16 protein-coding genes are annotated in these 21972 nt (G+C 63.4%); 7 read left to right on the top strand and 9 right to left on the bottom strand.

Translation table 11 applies throughout. The features are described from left to right. The first annotated feature begins 608 nt into the window (after nt 1–608). Nucleotides 609–890, top strand: coding sequence for a type II toxin-antitoxin system Phd/YefM family antitoxin (locus tag NG696_RS14535; RefSeq protein WP_252575971.1), 282 nt, complete (start codon nt 609–611; stop codon nt 888–890). A gap of 385 nt (nt 891–1275) precedes the next feature. Here NG696_RS14535 and NG696_RS14540 read toward each other — a convergent pair whose 3' ends face one another. The 7 genes from NG696_RS14540 to NG696_RS14570 all read right to left on the bottom strand — a co-directional run bounded on the left by NG696_RS14540 (nt 1276) and on the right by NG696_RS14570 (nt 11260). Next, nucleotides 1276–2400: an aminotransferase-like domain-containing protein gene (locus NG696_RS14540; RefSeq protein WP_252575973.1), complete on the bottom strand. Its 1125-nt coding sequence runs from the start codon at nt 2398–2400 to the stop codon at nt 1276–1278. 694 nt (nt 2401–3094) lie between these two features. Beyond that, nucleotides 3095–4426, bottom strand: a complete 1332-nt coding sequence (locus tag NG696_RS14545; RefSeq protein ID WP_252575975.1) for an MFS transporter — start codon at nt 4424–4426, stop codon at nt 3095–3097. A gap of 42 nt (nt 4427–4468) precedes the next feature. Further along, nucleotides 4469–5698 (bottom strand): M20 metallopeptidase family protein, encoded by a 1230-nt coding sequence (locus NG696_RS14550; RefSeq protein ID WP_252575977.1) that lies wholly within the window; start codon nt 5696–5698, stop codon nt 4469–4471. A gap of 393 nt (nt 5699–6091) precedes the next feature. After that, complete coding sequence (locus tag NG696_RS14555; protein ID WP_252575979.1) at nt 6092–6919, bottom strand: ABC transporter ATP-binding protein; 828 nt, start codon at nt 6917–6919, stop codon at nt 6092–6094. Further along, a complete protein-coding gene (locus NG696_RS14560) occupies nt 6916–8607 on the bottom strand; it encodes a dipeptide/oligopeptide/nickel ABC transporter permease/ATP-binding protein (protein ID WP_252575981.1) in 1692 nt (563 codons plus the stop codon). Before NG696_RS14560 ends, NG696_RS14555 begins: the two co-directional genes overlap by 4 nt. After that, on the bottom strand, nt 8600–9631 hold the full coding sequence (locus NG696_RS14565; protein ID WP_252575983.1) for an ABC transporter permease: 1032 nt from the start codon (nt 9629–9631) through the stop codon (nt 8600–8602). Before NG696_RS14565 ends, NG696_RS14560 begins: the two co-directional genes overlap by 8 nt. Before the next feature lie 12 nt (nt 9632–9643). Then, the gene (locus NG696_RS14570; protein ID WP_252575984.1) at nt 9644–11260 is read right to left on the bottom strand and encodes an ABC transporter substrate-binding protein; all 1617 of its coding nucleotides are present in this window, start codon (nt 11258–11260) and stop codon (nt 9644–9646) included. A gap of 295 nt (nt 11261–11555) precedes the next feature. Between NG696_RS14570 and NG696_RS14575 the strand changes: the two genes are divergently transcribed. Further along, entirely contained in the window at nt 11556–13139 is a 1584-nt protein-coding gene (locus NG696_RS14575) for an amidohydrolase (RefSeq protein WP_252575985.1), read from the top strand. A 114-nt stretch (nt 13140–13253) separates the two neighbouring features. Here NG696_RS14575 and NG696_RS14580 read toward each other — a convergent pair whose 3' ends face one another. Both NG696_RS14580 and NG696_RS14585 read right to left on the bottom strand, forming a co-directional pair. Further along, entirely contained in the window at nt 13254–14258 is a 1005-nt protein-coding gene (locus NG696_RS14580) for an MFS transporter (RefSeq protein WP_252576118.1), read from the bottom strand. Then, complete coding sequence (locus tag NG696_RS14585; RefSeq protein WP_252575987.1) at nt 14258–14443, bottom strand: hypothetical protein; 186 nt, start codon at nt 14441–14443, stop codon at nt 14258–14260. Before NG696_RS14585 ends, NG696_RS14580 begins: the two co-directional genes overlap by 1 nt. A 247-nt stretch (nt 14444–14690) precedes the next feature. On the opposite strand from NG696_RS14585, the gene NG696_RS14590 reads away from it, so the two are divergent. The 5 genes from NG696_RS14590 to NG696_RS14610 all read left to right on the top strand — a co-directional run bounded on the left by NG696_RS14590 (nt 14691) and on the right by NG696_RS14610 (nt 21423). Continuing rightward, nucleotides 14691–15596 carry a LysR family transcriptional regulator gene (locus NG696_RS14590; protein WP_252575988.1) on the top strand — a complete coding sequence of 302 codons (906 nt, stop codon included), beginning with the start codon at nt 14691–14693 and terminating at the stop codon, nt 15594–15596. Between the two features lie 125 nt (nt 15597–15721). Beyond that, complete coding sequence (locus NG696_RS14595) at nt 15722–17386, top strand: amidohydrolase (RefSeq protein ID WP_252575990.1); 1665 nt, start codon at nt 15722–15724, stop codon at nt 17384–17386. Between the two features lie 209 nt (nt 17387–17595). Next, entirely contained in the window at nt 17596–19233 is a 1638-nt protein-coding gene (locus tag NG696_RS14600; protein ID WP_252576119.1) for a thiamine pyrophosphate-dependent enzyme, read from the top strand. A gap of 25 nt (nt 19234–19258) precedes the next feature. Then, complete coding sequence (locus NG696_RS14605) at nt 19259–20632, top strand: NAD-dependent succinate-semialdehyde dehydrogenase (RefSeq protein ID WP_252575991.1); 1374 nt, start codon at nt 19259–19261, stop codon at nt 20630–20632. Nucleotides 20633–21168: 536 nt separating this feature from the next. Beyond that, entirely contained in the window at nt 21169–21423 is a 255-nt protein-coding gene (locus NG696_RS14610) for a hypothetical protein (protein ID WP_252575993.1), read from the top strand. Nucleotides 21424–21972 lie beyond the last annotated feature (549 nt).

Consider the following 21972-nt stretch of genomic DNA (forward strand, 5'->3'; position numbering starts at 1 on the left):
ACCATGCCCACGATTCTCCCAGCCGCCCCTACCAGGACATGGTTATTCTGTCGGCGTTTTAAGAATTAGGGCCTGTCATTTCTGACCCACGCACCTAGTCATGTCCTTACGACAACGCCGGGACATGAATAGGTGAAGGCCAACCACGGCCACCAGACCAAGCCAGAAAGGACGCCCGAATGGCCCCAGATCCCAGCAGGCGGAGGGCGCACGAGCCAGCGACCTGAACCCCGCCACCCACATAACCTCATAGGCCACCGCAGCGCCAGGCACCGCCCGCGGCCAGAGTCAGAGGGACCCGAGGAGGGTCAATCTGCTCACATTAAAGCAAAACCCCTCTGACGAGGGGGAATGCGTGCCCGAGGTGGGACTCGAACTGCATTCCAGCCCTTCCAAACACTGGGCTCCCGCGGAAACATGCGGAATCCGGCCCGATCCGCCCCGAGTACGAAGCAGTCCGAGGCGCGAAGTGTGGACATTGTCCACACTTTCTTTTTGCCACATTCCCACTCTTAAAAACAGGTGTCACGTGGGCTTCTCCGTGGTGACGAAAGATCAATTATCGGCTAATAGTTAGGCTAGGTCGTGGCCAAGTCTCCGGCTAACGTTTGAGGCACGAAAACGTAACGCTCAGCGAACCCAAGGACAAGCTGTACGCCCTCGTGGAGGAAGCAGACATGCCCCACGAGATTACTCAGGTCACCCGGCACGGGCGCCCGTCAGCGGTGCCGATGTCCGCGGACGACCTCGAATCACTCCAGGAAACAATCCACTTGCTGTCCCGCCCGGCATCCGCGAAGAACCGGAGCAGGCGGCGCCGGGACATCGCCGAAGGCAACACGACCAGCGGCGCTGAGCTGCGCCGTGAATTCGCGCTGCAGCCACGTTGACCGGCACCGAATTACCCAACATCGATACGTGGAAGATTGAGGTCACGAGTCCGGCCTGAAAGGTTTCGGCCGGCTTCCCGAGAAGGCGGCAGCAGCGCTCGTTGAATTCGACACCGGCCCGCTGGCCGACAATCCCCATCGGCCGAGCAAACCCCTCACGAACAAGCTGCTCGGTCTGCTGACGGCAGGGCGGGTCGACTATCGCGTGCTGTTCATCCTCGACGTGGAGACCACATCCTGTACGTCCACCACATTGAACACCGATCCGACATATACAAGCCGCGCTAGCCGAACTCTCAAGGAAAGATGTGCCTTTGGCGCCTCTCCCCACCTCAGGCTGCGAAACGTCCGTGATCGGCCTTCAAAGCACGGGCGTATTCGGCATTTATCGGGTGACAGCCATCGCTGCTGCATCTCGGAACACTTCTCCTAGGATGGTGGCGCCCTTGTGGATATCGTCTATTGAGGGCAGGCAGAAGGACATCCGCAGTTCGCTGTGGCCGGTGCCGTCCGTGTAGAACGCGGTGCCGGGAACGTACACGACGCCGCGTTCGATGCATTCGTAGACAAGGGCTTCAGCGTCGATCCCCTTAGGGAGCTTCACCCACAGGTAGAAGCCGCCAGTGGGCCGGTTCCAGGTGGTGCCCTCCGGCATGACCTGTCCCAGCGTTTCCACCAGCGCATTGAACTTCTCGCGATAAATCCCCCGGTATTCTGCCAGTTTGTCCGGCCAGGTCGGATCATCCAGATAGGCGCTGATGAGCTGCTGGGAGAACACCGAGGGGTTGAGCTGGGAGGTCTCGCTGGCGTTGAGCATGTGGTTATACAGCGCAGCCGGTGGCAGAACCCAGCCCACACGCAAACCCGGAGCGATCATCTTGGAGAAGGAGCCGAAGTACAGGGTGATGTCTTCAAATTCAGGTTGGATTGCCCGCATGGTTTGCCCGTCGAAACCAAGCATCCCGTAGGGATTGTCCTCGAAGATCAAAAGCCCATTGTTGCGGCACAGTTCTCCCACCTGCTGGCGGCGTTCCGCCGCGAGATTCACCCCTCCCGGATTCTGAAAGTTAGGGATCGTGTACAGTCCTTTGGCCGTCTTGCCCGCGGCCCGGACTTCACCAATGAGCCGTTCCAGCTCTTGGGGAATCAGCCCGTCGGCGTCCATGGGCACGTGTACGATTTCGGCTTCGTAGCTGGTGAAGACGGCCATGCCGCCAGCGTACGAGGGTGCTTCGGCAAAGATTACGTCGCCGGGATTCAGTATCACGCGGGCGGAGATGTCTAACGCCTGCTGGCTTCCAGAGGTCACGATGATCTGGTCCGGCCGGGCCGTAATGCCTTCGAGTTTCATGAGCTCGACGATGTGTGCGCGCAGTTCGGGAATGCCGTCGCTGGAGCCGTACTGGAATGAACGCTCCCCGCTCTCAAGCAGAATCCGCTGGGCATCAGAGGCAATGCGTTCGAACGGCAGCGCGCCGAGGTAGGGCGCTCCGTTGGCGAAGGAGATCATTCCCGGGCGCTGGGCGGCCCTGAACACTTTGCGGACCTCTGACGGGCGCGTGGTGAGCGTGCGCTGCGCGAGGAGCTGTGGTGAGGCATGGACACCGGTTCCGGAGGTTGCCGCTGTGGGGGCAGCGCCTGCGGAAGATACCACTGATACGGACATGGGATTCCTTTCAGCCATGAGTATCCTCCCAGTGTCGCCGAGACGGCAGAATACTGTCCAAGACCAAATTTGGACAGCTTTCATGCCCGGACGGCATGGGGTGGAGGAGGCACGTTTTGTTGTGGGTCTCCCGGAGCATCATCGACTAGGGCGCCGTAGACGTTGGGTTTACGGCGCTCAGTGCCCGGAATCTTCCTGGCCGCGAGTTGGATTCCGATGTACCTGTCGGTCCCACAAGGGCGCTACTGACGCCGGCTGCATTGACCGATACGATCCTGCGGATACGGAGATACGTGAAGTCGGAGCTCGGAAGGTTATTTTTGACGGTGTTACTCCTTCTCGTCTTTCCCAAGCAGGACCTGTACCGGACGAGTTAGCCCCATCCCGATCGTCACGGCAGGACCGCCACGGCACCGGCTCAATGCGCTGCCGGGCCAGAGTCCAGAGTGGAACGCTGTTCCTGCCTCGCGGCCGGGGCCCGCAGGCCACGAGACAAACGTGACGTCCAGCGCTAGTTTGAGTACGTCTCGCAGCCACCCTATTCGTTGAGGTTTTTGGCCCGTGTTTCTGGAAGTTTCCATGCCACCAGCGTGGAGATTGCCAATAGAATCATGACGTAGATGGTGAATGCAACCGGACCGAACGATGCATTGGCCCAGTTTTGGAGGTACGGGGCTGTTCCGCCGAAGACGGCGACGGCGACCGCGTAAGGCACTGCCACGCCCACTGTGCGGATCCGCGTGGGGAACAGTTCGGCGAACACCGCCGGCGATATGGACAGTGTCGCACCCATGAAGACCAGGATGACGGTAGCTGGCAGAAAGAGGGACCAGAAGCTCTGGCCCACGGTGTTTACCAGGAGCGGGAAGAGGATGATGGGCATGCCGGTGCCGATCATTAGGTTGAGTCGGCGGCCGAAACGGTCGGAGAACTTGCCCCAGAACGGTAGGGAGATGATCAGCACGACGTTGCTCAGCACGCTGGCCATTAGTGCTGTTCCCTGGTCCATTTTGTGGATAATGACAGCCTGCTGCACGGCGCTGACCGACCAGACGTAGTAGCAGACGGTCCCGCCGACGCCGAGGCCGATCACGCGGAGGGCGGAGCGCCAGTTCCTGCGGATTTCCGGCCACATCGGCTGGCGGGCTGTCGCCTTCGCGGCGGTGAACGCCTCGGTTTCCTTCATCTTTGAACGGGCTATCAGGGTGTACAGGCCCAACAAGGCGCCGACGATGAATGGGATCCGCCAGCCCCACGCCTGCATATCGCCTTTGCTGAGCAGGGTGTTCAGCAGCAGGCCGAACAGCAGTCCGATTACGACACCTGAGGTGCCGGAGACGTAGATCAGTGAGGACCAGAGGCCGCGGCGGGACGCGGGCGCGGACTCTGCAACATAGGTCTGGGCGGACGGCATTTCACCGCCGTGGGCCAGTCCCTGTAGCAGTCGGGCTGTGAGCAGCACGACGGCGGCCCAGACACCGGCGGAGCTGTACGTTGGAACGAGCGCGATCATGAGGGAACCGAATGATGCCAGACCCACGGTGGAGATCATCGAGGCACGGCGGCCGAGTCGGTCTGCCATCCAGCCGAAGAGGAATCCGCCAACCGGGCGTGCGACGAATCCGACCGCAAACACAGCCATGGCTCCGAGCAAGGCAGCGAGCGGGTCCTTCGGATTGAAGACCTCGGTGGCGAAGTAGATGGCGAATGCCGAGTAGATCCCCCAGTCGTACCACTCCAAGGCGTTGCCCATGCCTGTGGCGAAAAGAGTTTGGCGTTGTGCCTTGCTTGCTTTGGGGGAGGTGGTTGCGGTGTCGGGGGTTCCTCCACTGCCCGCTCGGGGGGCTGTGGTGGGTGCTGTTTCGGTCATGTCGGACGTTCCTTGGTTTGGTAAAGCATGTGGAGGCATCGGTTAGACGCCGGCGAACTGGGCCAGCCGGGCCACTGCCAGTTGGGTGTAGAGGGCGGTTCCGTCGACCAGGACGCTGTCATCGAATGCGGCACGGGGCGAGTGGTTGAAGGCTGCCTCGGGGCCGCCGCCAATTGGGGTGGCGTCCAGACAGATGAAGCTGCCCGGCACCCGGGCGAGTACGTCGGCAAAGTCTTCGGACCCGCCCAGCGGTGCGGCAAGGCGGTGGTGTCGCCCGGCGCCGAAGAGTTCGGTGATTTGTTCAGTGGCGAAGGCTGTGTGTTCTTCGTCCGTCACGGTGACCCGCCCGCCGACGTGGTAGTTGATGTCGACCTCAAGACCATGTGCGGAGGCGATGCCTTTTAGCAGCCGCGGAATGGCTGACTGCATCTTGGTCCTGGCGCCGTCGGAGTACATTCGGAGGCTCGCCCCGAATTCGGCTGTATCGGGGATGACGTTGATGGCCTCGCCGGCTTTGACCATGCCGACTGATACGACCACCGGGTCGTGGGCGTTGAACTGGCGTGTGACCATGTGCTGGAGGCCGAGGATCATTTCTGCCATGACCGGGACCGGGTCCTGGGCTTGGTGTGGTGCTGAGCCGTGACCTCCGCGGCCGATGACCTTAACAAATAGGGCGTCCGCGGCGGACATCATGATGCCGGGTTTGGTTTCGAAGCGGCCGGTGTTGCCGCCGGCGCTGAAGACGTGCAGGCCGTAGGCGGCGTCGGCCTGTCGGCCGGACAGCTCCAGGATGCCTTCCTCAATCATCATCGGGGCGCCGGCGAGCTGTTCCTCGGCGGGTTGGAACATGAAAACGACGTCGCCGGCCAGCTGATGGCGCCGTTCCGAGAGCAGGCGCGCCGCGCCGGCGAGCATCGAGGTGTGCAGGTCATGGCCGCAGGCATGCATGCGGTTGGCAACTGTCGAGCTGTACTCGACGCCGGTTTCCTCCTGGAGCGGCAAGGCGTCCATATCCGCGCGCAGCAGGACAGTGGGCCGGGTACCGTTTATCGGATTTGTCGGTGCAGTGCCGCGGAGGACGGCGCCCACGGACGTGAGGCCTTTGCCGAGCGTGATCTCCAGCGGCAGGTCCGCCAGTGCCGTGAGGACTTTCTCCTGAGTGCGGGGCAGGTCCAGTCCGAGTTCGGGGTGGCGGTGGAGATCGTGGCGCAGTTGAACGATGTCGCCGTGCAGCTCATGGGCGTCTTCAAGAATTTTGGTGACGGACACGCGGTGTTCCCTTCGAATGAACCGGTGATCCACATTAAGTGGAAGGCTTCCTTCGAGTATGTGAGCTCCAAGACTTGCCGTCCATGACCTATATCGCAGCAGAACCATACCGTCCCGGCATGGAGAGCGGAATCTCCGGCGAATTCACGTACGGCCCCGGGCACGCGCGGGATGGTCGGTGCCCCCGAGCGCCACCGGGAACGGGTGGCGCCTAATGGCCCATTCAAACCAAGTGTGGACGATGACTGGTCTGCTCAGGGTAAGTAGAACCACCGTAGGCATTGACGGGCAAGACCGAGCGCTCACCGTTCTCGTCGGTGAGCGCTACCGTTGGGGGCCGTTCCAGCATGGCCCCCAACGGCGATATCGTCTCTGACCTTGGGTGGAGTCCTTCTAGTCGAGGGTGAAGGTGGGTGAGCCGGGGACGGAGGCTAGGAGTTTGCGGGTGTAGTCATGTTGGGGGTTGCGGTAGACAGAGTCGACGGGGCCTTCTTCGACGATGCGGCCCTGGTACATGACCACAACCTGGTCGCAGACCTGCTGGACGACGGCGAGGTTGTGCGAGATGAACAGCATGGCCGAGTCCACGGTCCCGCGCATGCTTTGGAGCAGTTTGATGATCTCCGCCTGGACAGAGACGTCCAGGGCTGAGGTGATTTCGTCTGCGATGACAAGTTTGGGTTCAAGCATCAAGGCCCGGGCGATAGCGATGCGCTGCCGTTGGCCGCCGGAGAACTCATGGGGGTATTTCTCGGCAGCGGACGGATCGAGTTTGACCCGTGCCAGCGCGGCTGCGATGACCTCCCGGTGTTCTGTGGGATTGGCGCCGACAGGGTCCAGGGCTTCGGCGAGGGTTTGTCCGGTGGTGCGGCGCGGGCTGAGTGAGGAGTAGGGGTCCTGCGGGATGTATTGGACTTCGCGGCGCATCTGCTGGCGGCGTTTGCCGTGCATTTTTGTGAAGTCTTCAGCCCCGATCCGCACTTCGCCGCTGGCGGGTGTATTAATTCCGACCAGGGTCTTGCCAAGGGTGGATTTGCCGGACCCGGACTCGCCGACGAGTCCGACCACGGTCCCGGCTGGGACACTCATGGTGACGTCCTTGAGTATGTGGGCGGCGCCGAAGCTGACGTTGAGGTTGATCACGGACGCGGCCGCGGGGACGTCCGTGCCGTTGCCGGGGGTGCCGGCGCTGTGGATGAGGGCCTGGGGGTGCGCGTTCATGGGGTGCCAACTCCTGCGGTGTAGGCTACGGGACCGAGATCCAGGGTGGGAATCGCGGCCAGCAGCGCCTTGGTATATGGGTGGTGGACGTCGCGGGCTGCCAGCTGCGCGGAAGTGAGCCGCTCGACGATTTCCCCGGATTTCATCACCAGAATGGTGTCGCAGACGGCCTGGACCACGGCGAGGTCATGGGAGATGAACAACATCGCGGTGCCCTGTTCGCGGTGGATCCGCCGGAACTGACGCAGAACCTCGGCCTGGACCGTGACGTCCAGTGCCGTGGTTGGCTCGTCGGCGACGATCAGTTTGGGCGAGGTCACGATGGAGGCGGCGATCATGGCCCGCTGGCGCATGCCGCCGGAAAGCTCGTGCGGATGCTGACGGAGGCGATTCGCCGGTTCGGTGATGTTCACGCTGGCCAAGGCCTCGGTAATCACCTTCCGGGCCTTGGCCCCGCCCATGCCCAGGTGGGTGCGCAGGACCTCGGTCAGTTGAGAGCCCATCCGCAGGGACGGGTTGAATGTGGTGCCCGGGTCCTGGTAGATGATGCTGATTTCCTTGGCCAGGCGTGAGGGGTTGGGCGCGGCGAGCATGTTCATGTTGTCCACCCGCAAGAGGTCCGCTTCCACGACGAGGTCCTCGGAGGGCAGGCCCGCGATGGCCATGGCCGTGAGGGATTTGCCCGATCCTGATTCGCCGACCAGGGCCACTACCTCGCCCGGGTTGATCGAGAACGATAGGCCTTTGACGAGCTGGTTCTGGCCGGGGATGCTGATGCGCAGGTTCTCAACCCGCACAAGGGCGGTGTCGGTGTCCGGGACGGTGACGGTGCGGTTGCGCGCCAGGACGCGGCGGAAGAAGGTGCGCTTGGCCCTCGGGTCGGCGTGGGCTGCCAGGGCGTCTCCGATCAGCATGACCGAGAGCCCGGTCAGGGCGATCATGACGGAGGGACCGACGGCCTCGACCGGTTGGGTATAGAGCGCGCCGAGGCTGTCGTTGAGGAGCCGGCCGAAGTCGTACTCCGGGGACTGGACGCCCAGGCCGATGAAGGACAGCGCGGAGATCTCCACCAGGGACAGGGCGAAGACGGTGGCTGAGAGGATCAGCAGCGGCTCTGCCATGTTAGGCAGCATGTGCCGGGCCGCGATCCGGACCGGGCTGACGCCGAGCAGGCGGGCGGTCACGACATAGTCGCTGTTGGACACCGAGGAGGCCAGGTTGGCGGTGATCCGGGCGAATCCGGGGATCCCGGCGATACCGATCGCGATGACAGCCGAGGACACTCCTGGTTCCAGCACGGCGGCGATCACGAGGGCGAAGATCAGGGACGGGTATGCGACGGCGGTTTCCAGGACGCGCAATGCGATTTCGCGGACGCGGCGGCCCGAGAGCCAGATGGCCAGGCCGATGACCACCCCGGAGATGACCGATATGGCGGCGGCGCCGGTGGTCATGAGCAGGGTCAGCCGAGTAGCGACCAGGGCGCGGGCCAGGAGGTCCCGGCCGAAGTCATCGGTACCCAGCCAATGCTCAGCGCTCGGCCCGAGGGCGGCGTTGGGGGTCAGCTGTTCGGCCGCCTGGCGCATGGTCAGCGGGGCGATGATGGCAATCAGGACCAGGGCCGTGAGCAGACCGGCGCCGGTGATCATGGCCGGAGTCCAGAACTCCTTACTCCTAAACCTAGACATCACTTGAGGTTCCTCCGAGGTTGCGCGGGTCGATGATGGCCAGGATCAAGTCCACCAGGATGATGATGAGGGTCGCGAGAAGACCGAGGACCAGGATGATGCCCCGGATCACCGGGTAGTCGCGCTGCAGGATGGCGTTCACGATCCCCTGCCCCAGTCCGGGCCAGGCGAACACGGTTTCAATGACCACGGCGCCGCCCAGTTGGGCGGCCAGGATCAGCCCCGAGAGTGTCAACGTGGTGGTGACCAGGTTCGGCAGGACATAGCGTGCGTTGGTCCGTAGCGCACCCAGCCGCCAGCCGCGGGCCGTGCGGATGTAGTCCTTGTCCAGGACCACCGCCGTTTCCCGCCGCACGATCCGCGAAATCACGCAGACCGGGCCCAGCATCAGCGCCGCCGTGGGCAGCACCAGCGAGTCCAGGGTCGCCGCGCCCGCGGCCGGAAGCCAGCGCAGCGTCACGGCAAAAACCACCACGAGCAACGTCGCGACGACATACTGCGGGACCGAGTAGATCAGGCTGGTCAAAAAGTTGAACGCGTTATCCAGCCACTTGTTCCGCCCGCCCCGGGTCAGGATCGCCACGCTCATCCCCAACGGCACCGACAAAAGCAGCACCAGGACGATGGCCAGCAGGGCGATCTCCGCGGTGAACGGGAACCGCGTGAAGATCAGGGTGGCAACGCTCTCACCGGACACGAACGAGGAACCCATATCCAGGCGCAGGACACCCGAAACATAGTTGAAGAACTGACTGAAGACCGGCAGGTCCAGGCCCAGCTCGGCCCTGACGTTGGCGACCTGTTCAGCGCTGGCGCCGTCACCGGCGGCAATCACGGCAGGATCCCCCGGGATCAGCGGCACGATCAGGAATGTCACGATCACAAGCACCACAAACGAGAGCACCAGCCCACCAAGCCGGCGCACCAGGAACCCGGCCCACGGGTGGAGGAGAAAGCGGCCCCCCGCACCCCCGGCACCAACGCCGGGAGTGCGGGAAGCTTCAACAGCGATTGAAGAAGTCATAACCTTTTTTCTTTACTTCGTGATCCGCATGGTGCTCTCGTCCGGCTGGCCATTCATCGTGTGCATGGCGAAGCCGGACCTGGTGGTGATCTGTGAGGGAAGGCTGGCCATCGGAATCACGTGGGCTTCGCCGATCATGATCTTCTGGGCTTCCTGGTAGGTGCCGCAGCGTTCGGTGGGGTCGGTCTGGGTCGTGGCCTTTGCTACCAGATCAAGGACGGGCTGATTCTCCAGGCCGCCCCAGTTGAGGCCGCCCTTTTCCACGGGCGTGCCGATGACCGGGGACAACGCGCCGAACATGGTGCCGCCGGCGTTGATACCGCCCATGACGGTGATGTCCCATGTGTCGAGCTTCTGGGTCAGGTCCGTGCTCCACGTGGCGAGGTCCACGTTGCGCAGTTCGATGTCGGCGCCGGCGGCCCGGAGGGCTTCGGCGACATAGGTGTTGGCGGCGCCGTTGGGGCCGAAGACTTGAGCGCCGACCATACGGATCTTGATGCCGGTGAGAGCCTTTTGGGCAGCTGCCGGGTCCGGTGTGATGAGTAGTGAGGTGTCCTTATTGGAGCAGGGTACGCCCGGGTGGGCGAAGGAGGAATAGATTTCGCCCAGACCGCCGGACGCGGCCTGGTTGAATGCGGTCACGTTCAAGGCCTGGGCCACCGCCTTGCGAAGGGCAGGGTCAGCGAAGGGGTGGCCGGGACGCTCGTTGAACATCATGTACAGGCTGCCCTGCGGGACGGTCTTGGTGCTGAAGTCTTTGTTGCCATCAAACCGGGTACTGTCCTTGCCCCGGATGTTGGCGATGTCCTTCGTACCGGTCAGGAGCTCATTTGAGACGGCGCTGGCGTTGGCGTTAACACTGGCCTCGATCGTCTTGGCGGGAGTGCCTTCGATCTTGGTTTCGTAGGCCGGCCATGTCTTGTAGTCATCCCGGAGCGTGAAGGTGTATCCGACGCCGTGCTGCTTCTTGGTCAGTGTGTACGGGCCGGAAAACGCGCCGGCAACGTCGCCGGCAGTCAAGGCCTTGGGGTCTTTGAGGCCAGCAGGGCAGACGATACCGGTGGCGTGCAGGCTCATACCCTGCAGCAGATCGGTCCACGGCTGGGCGAGCTTGACCGTGACGGTATTGGCGGCGTCGTCGGAGGTGACGGTAGCAGGGCCCTCACCCAAAACGAGGGGACGGAAGCTCGACTTGCTGCCCGGGGAGGCGAACAGCTTGAGCGATTCCGCCACCACGCCGGCCGTGATGGGGGTCCCGTCCGAGCATGCGGCGCCGCTGCGGATGGTGAACGTGCCCTCCGTGGGGGTCACATCCCACTTCGTGGCCAGATCGGAGACGATCTGGTTGTTCTCATCGCGGCGTACCAGCGTGGAGAACAGGAGGCGGTTTGCCATGTAGTCATCGGCGTTGCGGACCTCGACGGGCGCGAACGAGGTGGGGTCCGCGTTCAGGACGGTGCGGATGGTGTCCGTGGAGACCTTCCCGGCCGCGGTGGCTCCCCCGCTGGCTCCGCCAGTGGTGCAGCCTGTAGTGACGACGGCGATGACCGCAGCCGCGGCAGCCAAGGGGACGAGACCGCGGCCTCGGCGGGCGAAGTTGCCTGCCGTTGACTGGTGATTCTGTTTCACGAATGGTCCTTCGATTGGTCCGGTACGAATGCAGGGCGGCGAGGGAATAACGCGAACACCTGCTGATCGAGTATGTGATCCATATCCCAGAACGTCTAAGACTCATTTTGTTGATTCTCCATGCCTCTTTGGCATGCAAAAAGCGCGCTTTGGCTTTGAATACTCGGATTTACTGGCCACCACCCGGGCCTGGACACTCCGCAGTGGCGCAGTCCCGCGCCTACGGCGGACTCTGTGACCCGTTTGTTGCTGGACCGGGGCGGCATTTCCAACGCGCCGCCCGTACCCTGATTCGGTGACCCCCACCCTCTTCACCAACGCCGATATCCATACCCTCAATCCGCAGCAGCCCCGGGCCGGTGCACTTCTGGTGGACCAAGGCATCATTGTGGCCGCAGGGTCAGCCCCGGAGCTTCACGCCCATGCACCCTCCGGTACCGCCGTCGTCAACCTGGAAAACTCAGTGGTCATACCCGGGGTGACGGATGCCCACATCCACACGGCGAGCCTGGCCCGTTCCAGGCAGGAAGTGGACCTCCGACAGGCCGGAAGCCTGGAGGAAGCGCTGGCGGGCGTCCGCGCCGTACTGCCGCGCTACCAGGAAGGTGAGTGGATTTTCGGCGGGTGGTGGGACTTCAACAAATGGAAGCGTCCCGTGCAGCCGGACCGCACAGCCCTGGACGCTGCCTGCCCGCGCAATCCCGTGGCGCTGACCAGCGCCGACGGCCACACGGTATGGGCCAACAGCCAGGCGCTCCAGACGCTCGGAATCACCCGCACGACGCCGGCTCCCGCCGGCGGCGAGATCGTCCGGGACGCGCACGGAGAGGCCACGGGGATCCTGCGGGAAAGTGCGGTGTATCCGGTCCGGAAACTCGCGGCTTCGGGGGTCTCGGGAAATCTGACGGAACAACTGCGGGAAACCCAGCGATACCTGCTGTCTCTGGGCGTGACGGGAGTGCACGACATCGATGGAGCTGACGCTCTGTCGGCCTACACGCAGCTCCGCGACGAAGGCACGCTCGCCCTGCGCGTACACAAACTGCTGGCCCAGGACGACCTGGAGGACTGCATCGACGCTGGGCTCCGGACCGGGCAGGGCGACAGCTGGATCCGCCACGGTGCGGTGAAGATTTTCGCTGATGGGGCAGCCGGCTCCCACACCTGCCACATGAGCGAGCCGTTTCCGGGCGGTACCAGCCACGGCATGGAGGTAACGGCGTACCCTGAGCTGCTGGAGCTGGCAACCCGGGCTGCCACGGCAGGTATCGCCGTCGCCGTCCACGCCATCGGAGACCGCGCCAATCACTTGGTGCTCAATGCCCTGACCGAGATCCGGGGCATTACCGCACGGCACAGCCTGAGGCATCGGATTGAACACGCCCAGTTCATGCAGCCTGCGGATGTTCCGCGGATGGCGGCCCTTGGTGTCGTGGCGTCCATGCAGCCACAGCACTGCCCCAGCGACCTCCCCATTCTGGGAATGGTTGAGGGCCGCGGCCTGGCGTCCTACGCCTGGCGAAGCCTGCTGGATGCCGGGGCAACCGTCGCCTTCGGCTCGGACTCCCCCGTTGAACTCCCCAACCCGTTCCATGGGCTCCACGCCGCCTTGACCAGGACAAACGGCGAGGGAAAGCCCGACGGCGGCTGGGAACCCCGGGAACGAATCACCCTGGCCGAGGCCCTCCATAGCTATTGTGTCGCCCCTGCCTACGCCTCCGGGGAGGAGAACTCGAAGGGCGCGCTGGCTCCCGGGATGCTGGCCGACTTTGCCGTGCTGGACACCGACATCTTCGCCGCGACCCCCGCTGAAATCAGGGAAACGAAGGCCCGCATGACGGTCACCGGCGGGGTCATCCGCTATAGGCAAGAGCGGTAAAGAAGCACCGTCGCACCCCGCTGGTAAGCAGCCCATGGTCAGCCGCTGGACGAAAGCACCCCCGCAGCAGGGCTGCGGGGGTGCTTCGGAAAGGGTATAAATCTGCCGTGAGGGCTACGTGCGGCTGGCGGGCACTTTGGACGTCGCGATGGCACCGCCGAGCGAGATCAGGCCGATGACTACCAGGAGCGTGGCCGGTCCCCAGGAAGCGTTCCCGGAGAGTGACAGGAAGACTGTTGCCAGTGCAGGCATGAACCCGGCAATGACGGCGGACAGATTGGCCGAGAGCCCCATGCTCGTGTACTTGACCTCTGCCGGAAAGAGCCGATCGATGAGGGCGCCGATGATGGCGTAGGTGATGGCGCAGGGGCCGAAGGCCAGCACCATGGCAAGGATGATCAGTCCGGGCTCTTTGGTATCCACGAGCCAGAAGATGGGGAATGCTAGGGCCAGGAAAATGGAGTACCCGATGATTCCGACCCGCGCGGGCCCGAATCTATCGGCGAGGCGTCCGGCGGCGACGGTGACAACCATCTGGGCGACGGCTCCGATGGTCATGGCTGTGAGGATGACCGAGGATGGCAGGCCGAGCACGCGGGTCACGTAGCTGATCATGAACGTGGTCAGGATGAAGAAACCGGCATTGCCCACCAGGTAGGTGCAGACGCCTATGGCCAGCCGTCCTTTGAACTTGCGGAACAATTCGATAAATGGGGCCTTCTTGGTTCCCTCGCTTGCCTTGAGTTTTTGGAACTCCGGAGTTTCCTCCACGTTCCAGCGGAGCCAGAGTGCCACAGCTACCAGGAGGATTGATGCAATGAATGGCAGCCGCCATCCCCACGCCATGAAGTCTTCCTTAGGCAAGAGGGCAACCAGGGTGATTGCGCCCGTGGAGAGCAGCGTGCCGACCGGTGAGCCGAGCTGCACGAGTGCGGCGTACAAGCCGCGGCGTTTGGCGGGGGCGTACTCAATGGCCATCAGAGTAGCGCCGCCCCATTCGCCGCCCGTGGCAACGCCTTGGACCGCCCGGAGCAGTGTCAGCAAGATAGGAGCGACGACGCCGGCCGTTGCGTACGTGGGCAGCATTCCCATGAGCGTGGACGCCGCGCCCATCAGCATCACGGCGGCGACGAGTGCGCCTCGCCGGCGTACTTGTCACCGACGTGGCCGAAGATGATCGCGCCGATTGGCCGGGCAATAAAAGCTGCACTGAAGCTCAGGAATGCAGCAACCGTGGAGGCCACAGGATCGCTGCTGGGAAAGAACAACGGGGCGAAGACTATGGCGGCCGTGGTGCCGAACAAGAAGAAGTCATACCACTCCAGGGCCGTACCAATGAATGCGGCGGCAACGACCTTTCCGGGGGCTTGACGGGCTAGGTCCGGTGGCCGGGGCGCGGGCCGTGGAGGATGAAGAGGGAGCAGTCATGGGTGGATCTCTCAGTGGGATGGTTCGACTTCGATGATGTGACCATCACCATACGGCGCACAACTACATACCCGCCAATAGCGGTTCTTGTGTTCAAGTATGCCGAGAAGGCATGATTCAGGTATGAACCTTCGTCGCTTGCAATACTTCCTGGCTGTCGTTGATGCCGGCACCGTCACGGCTGCGGCCGAGCAAATCCACATTGCCCAGCCCGCCTTAAGCCGGCAGATTAAGACCCTGGAGCATGAATTGAAGCTGCGCTTATTCGAGGCGCAGGGCAACAAACTGGCACTGACGCCGGCAGGACGCGCCTTTGTCCCGGCCGCCCGTCGCCTCATGCTGGAAACCCAAAGCCTGGAGGATGCAGCGGACGCCCTACGGGCAGGGCGGGTTGCCACTCTCGTCGCTGCGGCCACCGCCGCTTCCGTGCGCGGGTTCCTGGCGCCCTTTATCGCCACCACGGGTCCGCAAGATCCGCTGATCATCACGCGGGAAACAAGCCACTTCGCCATCAGCGAGGCGCTCCTTCACGGCAGTGACTTCGCCGTATCTCCGGCAGCGCCGGAACCGGGACTCACCACGATGCCGCTGGGCAGCATCCCACTGACCGCATACGTCGCAGCCGACCACGAATGGGCACGCGCCGGGGTATCGGAGCTTCCATTGGCTGCCCTCTGTGACCACCATGCCATCCTGCCCTCGCACCAGAGCGTGAGCCGTTACATCCTCGATGACGCCCTTAACCAGAGCCATGTGGGGTTCCGTCGGGTTTCGGAGTGCGATGACGGGCGGACCATCATGGCCCTGGCGGCAGCGGGGCACGGAATAGGCGTCACGACTGACCTGCCCGCGTACGGCACACATCCCATCCGCATCCTGGCGGCCAGCAACGGACAGCCCGGGCGGGTCCTCCGGCTGCCTCTTCATACGGCCTGGATACCGGGGCACTTTGCCGAGGAGACCATCCGGGCCGTTGCCGTCCGGCTGCGGGACTTCCTCAACAACCAAGGTGCGCTGGTCGAAGAGTAGTCCCACTCTTGCTCTATGCTGAACAGGCATTGATAATAGACCTTTTTAACATTAGACAGCATGAAGCAGGGTTCTGATACTGGAGGCTACGCCACTGACGTCATCCATAGAATCTGGAGAAGTGCATGCTCTTCGACGCCCTCTACACAAACGGCTTGTTCCGCACCCAGGACGCCGGGCGTCCGCGGGCCCACAGTGTGGGAGTCAACGGCGGACGCATCGTCAGCCTCGATGATGAACTCCCGGCTGCCATGTTCCGGGAAGTTCACGATTTGGCAGGTGCCACCATCGTCCCAGGGTTCAACGACGCGCATTGCCATTTGAGTTACGTCGGCCAGGCCTTGATCCAGGCGGATCTCCGTCCGGCAGTCTGCGCCACCATGGGCGAACTTCTGGCCACGGTCGAGCGTGCGTGCGCAACAGCACCGGCGGGGACCTGGGTCCAAGGCGCCGGCTACGACCAGAACCACCTCGGCAACCGGCACCCCACGGCGGAGCAGCTGGACGCCGTCAGCCACGGACACCCCGTGTGGCTGATGCATAATTCACGGCACATGGGCGTGGCCAACACGGCCGCCTTTGAACGGGCCGGCTACCCCGGCCGTCTTAACGTCAAGGCCCCCGAGGGAGGGTCGGCGCCGGCGGATGCTCATGGCAGGGCCTCCGGGCTGCTGCAGGAGACGGCGAGGGCGCTGGTCATGGATGCTATTCCCGTGCCCTCTGTGCAGGACGTCGCCGCCATGGTTGGTGCGGGCAGCGCCGCATTGCTAAAGCTCGGTGTCACCAGCATTACCGAGCCCGGCCTGGGCGCCCCGCAGCACATCGGCCACACACTGTCCGACATTGCCGGCTACCAGGCCGCGCGCGAGGCTGGCCTGCTGGGCGTGCGCGCCACCGTCATGCCATACCTGACCACCCTCCATGGCCTCGGCGACAATTTCGGCGAGGGCGAAGGCGCGGTTCCCGGTTTGGGCCTTGACCTGGGGATGCGGACGGGGTTCGGTGACGAATGGCTGCGCCTTGGCCCGACGAAGATCCTGTCCGACGGCTCCCTGATCGGCCGGAGCGCCTTCATGTGCTGCAACTACCATGCCGACGCCATGGAGGGGAACGCAAACCGTGGGCTCCTCCAGTTCCCGGCCGAGGAACTGCGGCGGCAGATCGTTGGAGCGCACCGGGCTGGCTGGCAGGTGGCCGCACACGCGATAGGTGACGCCGCTCTGGACGTGGTGATGGACATCTTCGAGGAAGCCCAGCGGCTCCACCCGCGCTCCGACACCAGGCACCGGATCGAGCATGTCAACGTTGCGAGCGATGAGCAGATCCGGCGGCTGGCTTCATTGGGCCTCATTCCCGTCCCCCAAGGCCGTTTCATCAACGAACTCGGCGACGGCGCCGCCCGGGCGCTCGGGCCCGAACGGACACGGCTCTCCTACCGGGTCAAGGCCCTGCTCGACGCGGGGATTGAGATCCCGGCCAGCACCGATGCCCCCGTCGTCTCCGCAGACCCCCTACTGAACATCCACGACCTGGTGAACCGGCGGACGTCCTCCGGAGCGGAATTCGTTCCCGAAGAACGCATCAGTGTCGCCCAGGCCGTCCGGGCCTACACGGTAGGCAGCGCGTATGCCGCCCGCGAGGACCACTACAAAGGCACACTAACGCATGGCATGCTGGCAGACTTCGTGTCACTGTCCGCGGACCTTTACGACGTTCCCGCAGAAGCCATCGGAGATATCAGGGTGACCGCAACGGTGGTCGGTGGCGAGCTGGCGCACGGCAGCTTGTAAGGCGCCGGCACCTAGCCGACCCCCGGCAGCCTCTGAGCGATGACATGCCCAATTGATATGAACTTCTGACCTTATATGTATTAGACAGCATGAACGTGCCTGCCGATACTTGAGGAATCCGTCATTCGAACGATCCTTGCCGGCCGAGCCCGCCCTTAGTTTCCCTTGGCGGCGACCCAATATTTAGGAGCACCACCTTGGATAAGAAAATGCACGCCGGCCAGGCAATCGTGGAATCCTTGGCACTGCACGGCGTCAACCGCGTCTTCGCTGTCCCGGGCGAAAGCTACCTTGCCGTACTGGACGGGCTCCACGGAGCAGACATCGAGACCATCGTCTGCCGTCAGGAAGGCGGCGCCGCCTACATGGCCGAAGCCCACGGCAAGTTCACCGGTGAACCCGGCGTGGCCATGGTAACCCGCGGGCCCGGCGCAGCGAACGCTTACGTGGCCATCCACGCAGCCTGGCAGGACGCCACCCCCATGGTCCTGTTCGTCGGCCTGATCCCGGTCGCCGACCGCCAGCGCGAATCCTTCCAGGAGTTTGACCCCAACGCCTGGTTCGGCACGCAGGCCAAACGCGTCTTAGTGCTGGATGAAGCCTCCCGGGCCTCCGAAGTTGTGGCCGAAGCATTCTTCGCCGCCAAATCCGGCCGCCCCGGCCCGGTCATCATCGGCCTTCCGGAAGACGTCATCACGCACCCGTTCGCGGGCGAACTGCACCCGGTGATCACCGTTGCCGAAGGCGCAGTCTCCCCCAAGGAGCTGGAACTGGTCACCACGGCGCTTACCGCCGCCAAAAAACCTGCCATCTTCGTGGGCGGCCAGCGCTGGACCCCCGAAGCCGCGGCCGCCGTAACCACCTTTGCCGAAGCAAACGGTATCCCGGTGGTCCAGGACTGGCGCGCGTCAGACCGCATCCCCTTCAACTCCGAGGTCTTCGTCGGAGCCCTGGGCTACGGCCGCACGCAGGACACAGCACGGATCTTCGCCGAAGCCGACCTCCTGCTGGCCATCGGCGCCCTACCCACGGACGTTCCCACCGACGGATACACCCTGCGCCAGTCGCAGGATGCCACCAATATCCTCGTCAACATCGACACTTCCCTGCGCGGACGCTCCGGTGCTGTCACCGCGCACATCCTCGCCTCTCCGGTCGCCTTCGCAGATGCCGTCAAGGACATCCAGCTGGGCAGGGCCGCAGAGTGGGACGCCTGGCGTGCCGCCGGACGCGCGGCACAGGCCGCCTTCAGCGCACTGCCGGACTTGACTGCCCTTCCGGCCACCCGTGAAGGAACCGGCCACATGAGCACTGTCATCTCTGAACTGGTCCGGCGCCTGCCGCAGGACGCCGTCTACAGCTTCGGCGCCGGAAACCATTGCGCCTGGGCGCAGCGGTACCTGCCCACGAACGTCTTCCCGTCCCAGCTGAGCATGCGCAACGGATCCATGGGCTACAGTGTCCCGGCAGCGGTTGCGGCATCCCTGGAGAGCCCGGAACGCCTGGCAGTCGCCATCGCCGGAGACGGAGAATTCCTGATGAACGGCCAGGAGTTCGCCACCGCCGTCCAGCACGGGGCCGCCATGCTCATCATCGTCATGGACAACGGCCAGTACGGCACCATCCGCGACCACCAGGAACACCACTTCCCGGGCCGAGTCAGCGGCACCCAGCTGAAGAACCCCGACTTCGCAAGCTTCGCCCGCGCTTTCGGCGGCCACGGCGAAACCGTCACCAGCGACGACGACGCAGCGTTCGCCGTCGAACGCGCACTGAAGGCCGTGCAGGACCAGCGCATTCCAGCAATCATCCACGTCATCACCGACCCGCAGATCGCCCTCCCCTAAGCGATCCGGCCAGAAGGAGAACAACATGAGTTTGTATGCCGTCACGAACCCGGCCACCGGCGAATCCGTTAGGGACTACCCCACCGCCACCGACGCAGAAATCCAAACCTCAGTAGCCACCGCCGACGCCGCCTTCAAACGGTGGAACAAGTCGGCGCTGCCCGACCGCGTGAAGCTCCTGGGACGCGTCGCCGAGCTCTACACCGAGCGCCGCGATGAACTCGCCGCGATCGTCACCCGGGAAATGGGCAAGCCCGTCTTCCAGGCCCAGATAGAAGTGGACATCGTCGCGTCCATCTACCGTTACTACGCCGACAACGGCCCCGCCTTCCTTGAAGACGAGCAGATTGACGTTGTGGCCGGCGGCAAAGCAATTGTCCGCAAAGACGGTCTGGGTGTGCTCCTGGGCATCATGCCGTGGAACTTCCCGTATTACCAGGTGGCGCGCTTCGCCGCGCCCAACCTGATGAACGGCAACACCATCCTGCTCAAGCACGCACCCCAGTGCCCCGAGTCTGCCCTGGCCATGGAACAGATCTTCCTGGACGCGGGCGCTCCCGAAGGCGCCTACGTCAACATCTTCGCGACCAATGAACAGGTCGCCGACATCATCGCCGACCCCCGAGTGCAGGGTATTTCCCTGACTGGCTCGGAGCGGGCCGGATCCGCCGTCGCCGAAATCGCCGGCCGCAACCTCAAGAAGGTCGTACTGGAACTCGGCGGCTCAGACCCGTTCCTGGTGCTCGATTCGGCCAACGTTGACCAGGCAGCAACGCACGCCCTGTTCGGCCGCTTCGGCAACACCGGCCAGGCCTGCAACGCAGCCAAGCGCATCATCGTCGCTGACGCCGTCTATGACGAATTCGTCGAGAAGTTCGTCAGTGCCGTCTCCTCCGTGAAGGTGGGCGACCCCACAGAGGCCGACACGTTCATGGGGCCGCTCTCCTCCACCGCTGCCCGCGACAGCCTCGCAGCACAGGTGGACGACGCCGTCGCCAAGGGTGCCACCGTACTCGCCGGCGGCAGCCGGCTGGAACAGGCCGGCGCCTGGTTCCAGCCGACAATCCTTGCCGGCGTCACCGCGGACATGCGCGCCTTCTCCGAGGAGCTCTTCGGCCCCGTTGCTGTCCTGTACCGCGTTTCCTCCGAAGATGAGGCTGTGGAGCTCGCCAACAACTCCGTCTACGGTCTCGGGGCCGTCATCCAGTCCACTGACGCGGCCAAGGCCCAGGAAATCGCAGACCGCCTGGAGACGGGCATGGTCTACATCAACGAAGCCCCCGGCACCGCCGCTGAGCTGCCGTTCGGCGGCATCAAGCGCTCGGGCGTAGGGCGCGAACTGGGGAAGTACGGCATGGACGAATTCGTCAACCGGAAACTGATCCGCACTGGCACCTAACTACGGAATCCCGCCACAGAGGAGCCAGTAGGCCACGGACTACGTGGCCCACTGGGCACTCCCGCAATTGAACGACTACGTTTCCCCGCTGTTGAACAACTATCTGGATTAAGAAGATGAAAAAACGCTCCATTTACCTTGCCCAGAAGGACGGGCCGACCCGTTACTCACCTTTACAAGGGCCAGCACCAAGGCCCGATTTCCTGACGCAGGGAACAAGGGCAGCCGTGGACCGCGCAGAAGTGGAAGCAGCTAGGCCCACGACATGAGCCACGCATGGCCGGCCTCCATGGACCCGACACTGGCCCTACACTCACACAGGTTTCGGTCATACGACTTCAGTCACCTTTCCGTAGGCGATCTCGTCGAGGTACGACAAGGTCATAAAGTTCACCACCGGGGGCCGGTGGATGAAGCCATCCCTGCTTTGGGATTGTTCTGGATCAGAGACACAATCACGAGTAGTCGGCTGCCTGTAAATTTCGATTCATTTGAGATCTTCATCGGCCGTCGATCAGAAAAAGAGGGAACACACCATGACGCCTGCTACTAAAACCATCGACTCTGTCGTGGTTACAATCCGTGCCAGAACCGAAATGGAAAGCATGATTGAGTCAGCCGTATACAGGCTTCAGCCCAGGGCCCGGGAGCTTAAGAAGGGGATGCTGGTTAACCGCATCACCCGTGACGTCTTCATAGTCAGCCTGACGGATAATGCCGCCTACGGGACAATTTATGAGAGGACGAGCTGGTGTCCGGCGAGAAATTCCACAGGATCACTCGGTCTTTGAATCTTTCACGCTTACGGGAAGCCGACTCACCACTCTTAGCGTGGCGCGCTTCAAACGGCTCGTAGCCCTGCGGGCTCAAGCCTGGACACCCTCCTATCATGCTGTCTACGACCAAATGCTGGAGCATGCGACAGCAGAAGGCATATACCCGTCGATCCTGTCTGGGACCCTTTGGGCCGGACGCTTGAACAACCCTGGCCAGCTTCACTCGTCATTCCTCCCAGCGGGGGTCCCGCCTGTCGTTTAGAGCAGGCCATTGAAATCAGCTGCCAACAACACCGAGGAGAGAATTGTCTTCAAAGATGAATCGCGTAGGTTCCGGCTGGGACGATGTCCAGGTTGGAGACAAAGTGCAGCTGGGCAGCAGCGCGTGCACAGAGTATGTCGGCTTAGTGGACGCCCGGACAGCGGACGGTGACATCATTTGGGTCCACGACCCTGTTGGTGGCCGCCGACTGTTTCACATCCAGGATGGCTACGAACTACAGCTGGCCGCGTCATGACCGACCTGTGTTCTGAGGAATGCCACTACTGCTCAGGACCGGAAAC

Origin of the sequence: Pseudarthrobacter cellobiosi (genome assembly GCF_023913755.1) — a bacterium.
GTDB classification, from domain to species: Bacteria; Actinomycetota; Actinomycetes; order Actinomycetales; family Micrococcaceae; genus Arthrobacter; species Arthrobacter cellobiosi.

Excerpts from the sequence above, each read along its gene's own strand:
- NG696_RS14540 (WP_252575973.1), bottom strand. The coding sequence starts at position 2,400 with ATGATCTCCTTCGCCAACGGAGCGCCCTACCTCGGCGCGCTGCCGTTC.
- NG696_RS14545 (WP_252575975.1), bottom strand. The coding sequence starts at position 4,426 with ATGACCGAAACAGCACCCACCACAGCCCCCCGAGCGGGCAGTGGAGGA.
- NG696_RS14555 (WP_252575979.1), bottom strand. The coding sequence starts at position 6,919 with ATGAACGCGCACCCCCAGGCCCTCATCCACAGCGCCGGCACCCCCGGC.
- NG696_RS14560 (WP_252575981.1), bottom strand. The coding sequence starts at position 8,607 with ATGTCTAGGTTTAGGAGTAAGGAGTTCTGGACTCCGGCCATGATCACC.
- NG696_RS14565 (WP_252575983.1), bottom strand. The coding sequence starts at position 9,631 with ATGACTTCTTCAATCGCTGTTGAAGCTTCCCGCACTCCCGGCGTTGGT.
- NG696_RS14580 (WP_252576118.1), bottom strand. The coding sequence starts at position 14,258 with ATGCTGATGGGCGCGGCGTCCACGCTCATGGGAATGCTGCCCACGTAC.
- NG696_RS14590 (WP_252575988.1), top strand. The coding sequence starts at position 14,691 with ATGAACCTTCGTCGCTTGCAATACTTCCTGGCTGTCGTTGATGCCGGC.
- NG696_RS14595 (WP_252575990.1), top strand. The coding sequence starts at position 15,722 with ATGCTCTTCGACGCCCTCTACACAAACGGCTTGTTCCGCACCCAGGAC.
- NG696_RS14600 (WP_252576119.1), top strand. The coding sequence starts at position 17,596 with ATGCACGCCGGCCAGGCAATCGTGGAATCCTTGGCACTGCACGGCGTC.
- NG696_RS14605 (WP_252575991.1), top strand. The coding sequence starts at position 19,259 with ATGAGTTTGTATGCCGTCACGAACCCGGCCACCGGCGAATCCGTTAGG.
- NG696_RS14610 (WP_252575993.1), top strand. The coding sequence starts at position 21,169 with ATGACGCCTGCTACTAAAACCATCGACTCTGTCGTGGTTACAATCCGT.